The organism is Streptomyces muensis, from assembly GCF_021474425.1.
In the GTDB taxonomy this organism is placed as follows: Bacteria; Actinomycetota; Actinomycetes; order Streptomycetales; family Streptomycetaceae; genus Streptomyces; species Streptomyces muensis.
In genome coordinates, this window is record NZ_JAKEIP010000418.1 from 1 (window position 1) to 4,907 (window position 4,907).

Below are 4,907 nucleotides of genomic sequence, written 5' to 3' on the forward strand. Positions count from 1 at the left end.
GCCCCCACCCACCCAGCGCGCTCGCTGAAAGGGCCGACCCTCCGGCGGGGTTCCCCCACCCCGGCCGTGACCTGGAGGGATCCCTCCCCGTTCACCTGAGTGGCGGAACGCCCGAAACGGTCGTGCCGCCGCACCGCCCCTGTCACTCCGGGTCCCCCAGCCGGCGCCGCACACCCCCGAGGCGCACAGAGCGCAGAGGAAGCCGCCCCATGCCACAGCCGACTCCGGTGCCACCGCAGACTCAGACCCCGCCCACCACCGACGATCGCTCCACAACCGGCGGGCTGGTCCCTTCCCAGAGGTTGGACACAGGGCTGCCACTCGCCACGGGCGACGTAGGGCGACGCGTTCCCAGGCTGCTGCAGGATGCCCTTCGCCGGTCCGAGCAGCCGACCAGACCGACGGACCAGAGCCGGGCGTCGCCCTCCTCACCCACGAGCCCGGACGCGGCCACGCCGACGTCAGCCGACTCGGTACGGCGCCTTGCCCAACCCCGGGACACCCCCTCGTCGGCCCAGCCGTCGACCGCGCGGCGGTCCGCCGACCTGCCGTCCACCCACAACGCGCTGATCTGTGTCGCCCTACCGGGCCTCGCCATCTCCACGGACCAGGGGCAGCTGACCGGCCGGGGACTCGACGGGTTCTACCGCGCGGGCCGGCGCGTGCTCTCGCGCTGCCAGATCCGTGTGGCCGGACGTGAGCCGCTCGCGGTACAGGCCAGGATGACCGCGGCCGACCGCGCCCGCTTCGTGGGCACACTGCGCAGCTCCCCACAGGCGGGCCCGGACCCGGACGTCGTCGTCGAGCGAATCCGCCGTGCGGACGGCACCGAGCGGATCACGCTGCACAGCGCGGCGGTCCGGCCCCTGCGCCTGCCGGTCGAGGTCGCCCTGGGCACGGACCTGGCCGACCTCGGTGCCATCGCGTGGGGTGACCCGGGACCGGAACTCCCCGCCACCGTCCACGACTCGGGCCTGCGCTGGTCGTCCGCCAAGGGCAACTCGGCTGTGACGGCCGACCCGCCGCCCGCCGACGCACTGGCCTCCGCGGGGCTGCTGCGCTGGGAGTTCGTGCTGTCCCCGGGCGGAAACGTGACCATCGAGCTGAGGGTGCGGCCGGACGGAGCGGGACCCGTGCGCGCCGCGGGCAGAGCGGCGACCAGCCCGCTGGCGACCGCGCGGGCGGCCGGCGACGATCCCGGGGTGGAGGCGTTGCTGCGGACGAGCATCGAGGATCTCCAGGCCCTTCTGTTGCGCGACCCCGCCCACCCCTCCGACGTCCACTTGGCAGCAGGGGCGCCGTGGCGTTGCGGCCTGGCCCCGGCCGAGGCCCTCGCCGCGGCCCGCATGACCCTGCCCCTGGGCACCAGGCTCGCCGCAGGCACGCTGCGCACCCTCGCCCGCACCCAACTCCCGCTCCAGGGACCGCAGCCCGGCATGATCCCGGCGCCGATACGGGACGCGGGCACCCACCTGCCACCGGGCTGCACGGGCACCGAGGCCACGCTGCTCTTCCCCGCGCTGCTCGCGGAGGCCCGCCGCTGGGGACTGCCCGAGCCGGAGACCGAAGAGCTCCTCCCGGCAGCCGAGCGCTGTCTGACCTGGCTGCGGGCCACCGTGGGCGACGGCACGTACCTGCCCGACCCGCACCCCGGCGGCCCTGTCCGCTGCGAGACCCAGGCCCATGCCCATCGCGCTGCGCTGCTCGGGGCCGATCTGCTCGACGACTGCGGCAGACCGGGCGGAGCGGAGCTGCGGCAGTGGGCCAGGGCGTTGCGGACAGCGTTCCGTGCCGACTTCTGGCTCGACGACCTGGGTGGTGGCCGGCCCGCGGCTGCCCGCGCCCCGGACGGACGCCTGGTGCCGCACCTGGGCGCCGCCGCCGTCCACCTTCTCGACACCGGCCTGCTGGGCGGTGGCGAACCGGCCCCAGGCCTGCTCGACAAGGTGCAGACCGAACAGCTCGCCCGGCTGCTCGGAGGCCCGGCCATGGACTCGGGCTGGGGTCTTCGCGGACTGGGCGTGAAGGAGGCGGGGCACAACCCGTTCGGTCACCGCAGCGGCGCCGTCCGGGTGCACGAGACCGCGCTCGCCGTCGCGGGGCTGGCCGCGGCCGGCTACGAGAAGGAGGCGAGCGGACTGCTGCGGGGCGCCCTCGCGGCCGCGTCCGCGTTCGGCCACCGGCTGCCCGACATGTACGCGGGGGAGCGACGCACGGACGGCGGCGCTCCCCTCCCGCATCCGGCCGCCTGCCGCCCCGCGGCCACGGCGGCGGCAGCCGGAGTGCTGCTGTTGACCACACTCGCGGGCATCCGCCCGGACGCTCCGGCGGGCACGGTCATACTCCGGCCCGTACGCAGCGCACCGCTCGGCGAGATCGTCCTGACAGGCCTCCGGGTCGCCGGCGCCCCCTTCTCCGTACGCGTCAGCCGACTGGGTCTCGCCATGGTCGAGGAGGCGGCCGACGGGCTGCAACTGCGAGCGTGACCTCGTACGACGCCGTACGACGTGAGTGGATACGGCGGTGGTGAGGCGCATACCGGACCGAATTGGATCAGCCATCGATGCGGCCGACGAAGGGAGTGTTTATCGTCAAGCAGACGACTATGATCGCCGCATGCCCTACGACCCGTCAGCCTTTCCGCCCTTTGCCGTCACCGTGGACCTGGTCGTGCTGACCGTGCGCCGTCATGCCCTGTGCGCGCTGGCGGTGCGCAGGGGCGAACCGCCGTTCCAGGGGCGCTGGGCACTGCCCGGTGGGTTCGTACGGGCCGACGAGGACCTGTCGCAGGCAGCAGCGCGTGAGTTGGCCGAGGAGACCGGGCTGCGCGCCCACGACCCGGCCGTCCCGGCGCAGGACAACGGCGCTCACCTGGAGCAGCTCGCGACCTACGGTGACCCCAAGCGGGATCCCCGGATGCGGGTGGTCAGCGTCGCCCACCTGGCGCTGGCGCCCGACCTGCCGGCCCCTCGCGCCGGAGGCGACGCCAGCAACGCCCGCTGGGCGCCGGTCGACGAACTCCTGAAGCAGGGCGGTTACGGCCGCGACGGCGAACCGGTCGCGCCGCTGGCCTTCGACCATGCGCAGATCCTGGCCGACGGGGTGGAGCGTGCCCGCTCCAAGATCGAGTACTCGTCGCTGGCCACGGCGTTCTGTCCCACCGAGTTCACCGTGGGAGAGCTGCGCCGGGTCTACGAGGCGGTGTGGGGTGTGGCGCTCGACCCACGTAACTTCCACCGCAAGGTGACGGGCACGCCTGGCTTCCTCGTCCCCACCGGCGGCACCACCACACGCCAGGGCGGCCGCCCCGCGCAGCTCTTCCGGGCCGGCGGCGCCACGCTGCTCAACCCGCCGATGCTGCGCCCCGAGGTCTGACACGAGGGGCTGGGCCCTAGCGCCGGTCCGGTCGTGAACCGATGCGGATCCGGGGTCGGTCCGGCTCCAGTTCATGCTCGGTCCGTGCTCGGCCCGTGCTCAGTCGGTGCTCGGGACGAAGGCCACGAGACGCGGCCGGACCGACTCCGGCCGTTGCAGCGGGGCTTGCCCTACCCGAAAAAACGGACATAGCGCGCTATCTTGCTGCGAGTGATCCAGGCCATCGGACTGACCAGCGACCCTCGCAAGGAGCTTCCTCCCGCCGTCGACGACGTCTCCTTCGAGGCGCGCGCCGGCCGCGTCACCGCGCTGCTCGGGGCGTCGGGAGCGGGCAAGACGACGGCGCTCAGACTCATGCTCGAACTCCAACGCGGCCGTGGCATCACCTACTTCAGAGGCCGCCCCCTGCACCGCATCGCCCACCCCTCGCGCGAGGTCGGCGTGCTGCTCGGAGACCTTCCCGGACACCCCTCACGCACCGTCCGCGGCCACCTGCGCATGCTGTGCGCCGCCGCGGGCGTACCGGCCCGGCGCGCCGACGAAGTCCTGGAGGTCGTCGGCCTCGTCAGCCTGCGCGAGGAACGCCTCGGCACCCTCTCGCGCGGCATGGACCGCCGCCTCGGCCTCGCCTGCGCGCTGCTGTCCGACCCGCACACCCTCGTGCTCGACGACCCCGCCGGTGGACTCTCCGCCCGCGAGAGCCGTTGGCTGTACGGCATGCTGCGCGCACACGCCGCCCAGGGCGGCACGGTCCTGCTGACCACGGCCGACCCGAAGCAGGCCGCACGCACCGCCGACCGGGTCGTCACGCTGCAGCGAGGCAGGCTCATCGCCGACCAGGACGCCGCCGACTTCGCCCGCACCCGGCTGCGCCCGCGTGTCGCCGTCCGCACCCCGCACGCCTCCCGCCTCGCCGCCCTGCTCACCAAGGAGGCGCGCACCGCCCACCGCTCGGTCGAGGTCGTACGCGAGAGCGGCAACCGCCTCTCCGTGTACGGCAGTACCTGTGCCGATGTCGGCGAGACCGCGTTCCGTCACGGCATCCTCGTCCATCAACTCGCCGACGAGATCGGGGACATGGGACCGGGAACCGAGGCGGACACCCGCACGGCCCAGGCGCGAGCCCGTGAGGTGCCACAGACGCCGGACGCCGCGTTGGCCACCGCCGGCGGCCGCGGGCGCAAGACCACGCCGCCGGTGCCGGAAAAGGCGTTCGCCGCGACCGACGACCCCGCGGCGAAGAACAAGGCGCCGCAGACGCCGGGCCGAGAGCCGGCTTCGGCCGATGCGCGGGAGGCCAGCACGGGTGGTCAGCAGGCGTCGGCGGAGGTTCCGCAGGCGCGGGCGGGCGGTCCGCGACCAGCAGACGCGCCCACCGGCGGCTCTCGCGCGTCCGGTGCCGGTTCGCGCTCGTCAAGGTCCTCCGGCGTCGCCCCGGTCTCTTATACACATAACCCGAGCCCACGAGACCTGTTATATCATCGCGTTTGCCGTCTTCTGCTTGTAAAGGGGGGGGGGGGGGGGGGGGGGGG

Annotated in this window: 3 protein-coding genes; all 3 read left to right on the plus strand. The window is 74.1% G+C overall.

All coding sequences use genetic code 11. The annotated features are described in order from the left end of the window. The first annotated feature begins 569 nt into the window (after positions 1-569). The gene (locus tag L0P92_RS42145; protein ID WP_234768430.1) at positions 570-2,486 is read left to right on the plus strand and encodes a glycogen debranching N-terminal domain-containing protein; all 1,917 of its coding nucleotides are present in this window, start codon (positions 570-572) and stop codon (positions 2,484-2,486) included. 130 nt (positions 2,487-2,616) lie between these two features. Next, a complete protein-coding gene (locus L0P92_RS42150; protein WP_062719454.1) occupies positions 2,617-3,375 on the plus strand; it encodes an NUDIX hydrolase in 759 nt (252 codons plus the stop codon). 210 nt (positions 3,376-3,585) lie between these two features. Further along, positions 3,586-4,907 (plus strand): ABC transporter ATP-binding protein (locus L0P92_RS42155; protein ID WP_234768429.1); only part of this gene is annotated, 1,322 nt, incomplete at its 3' end.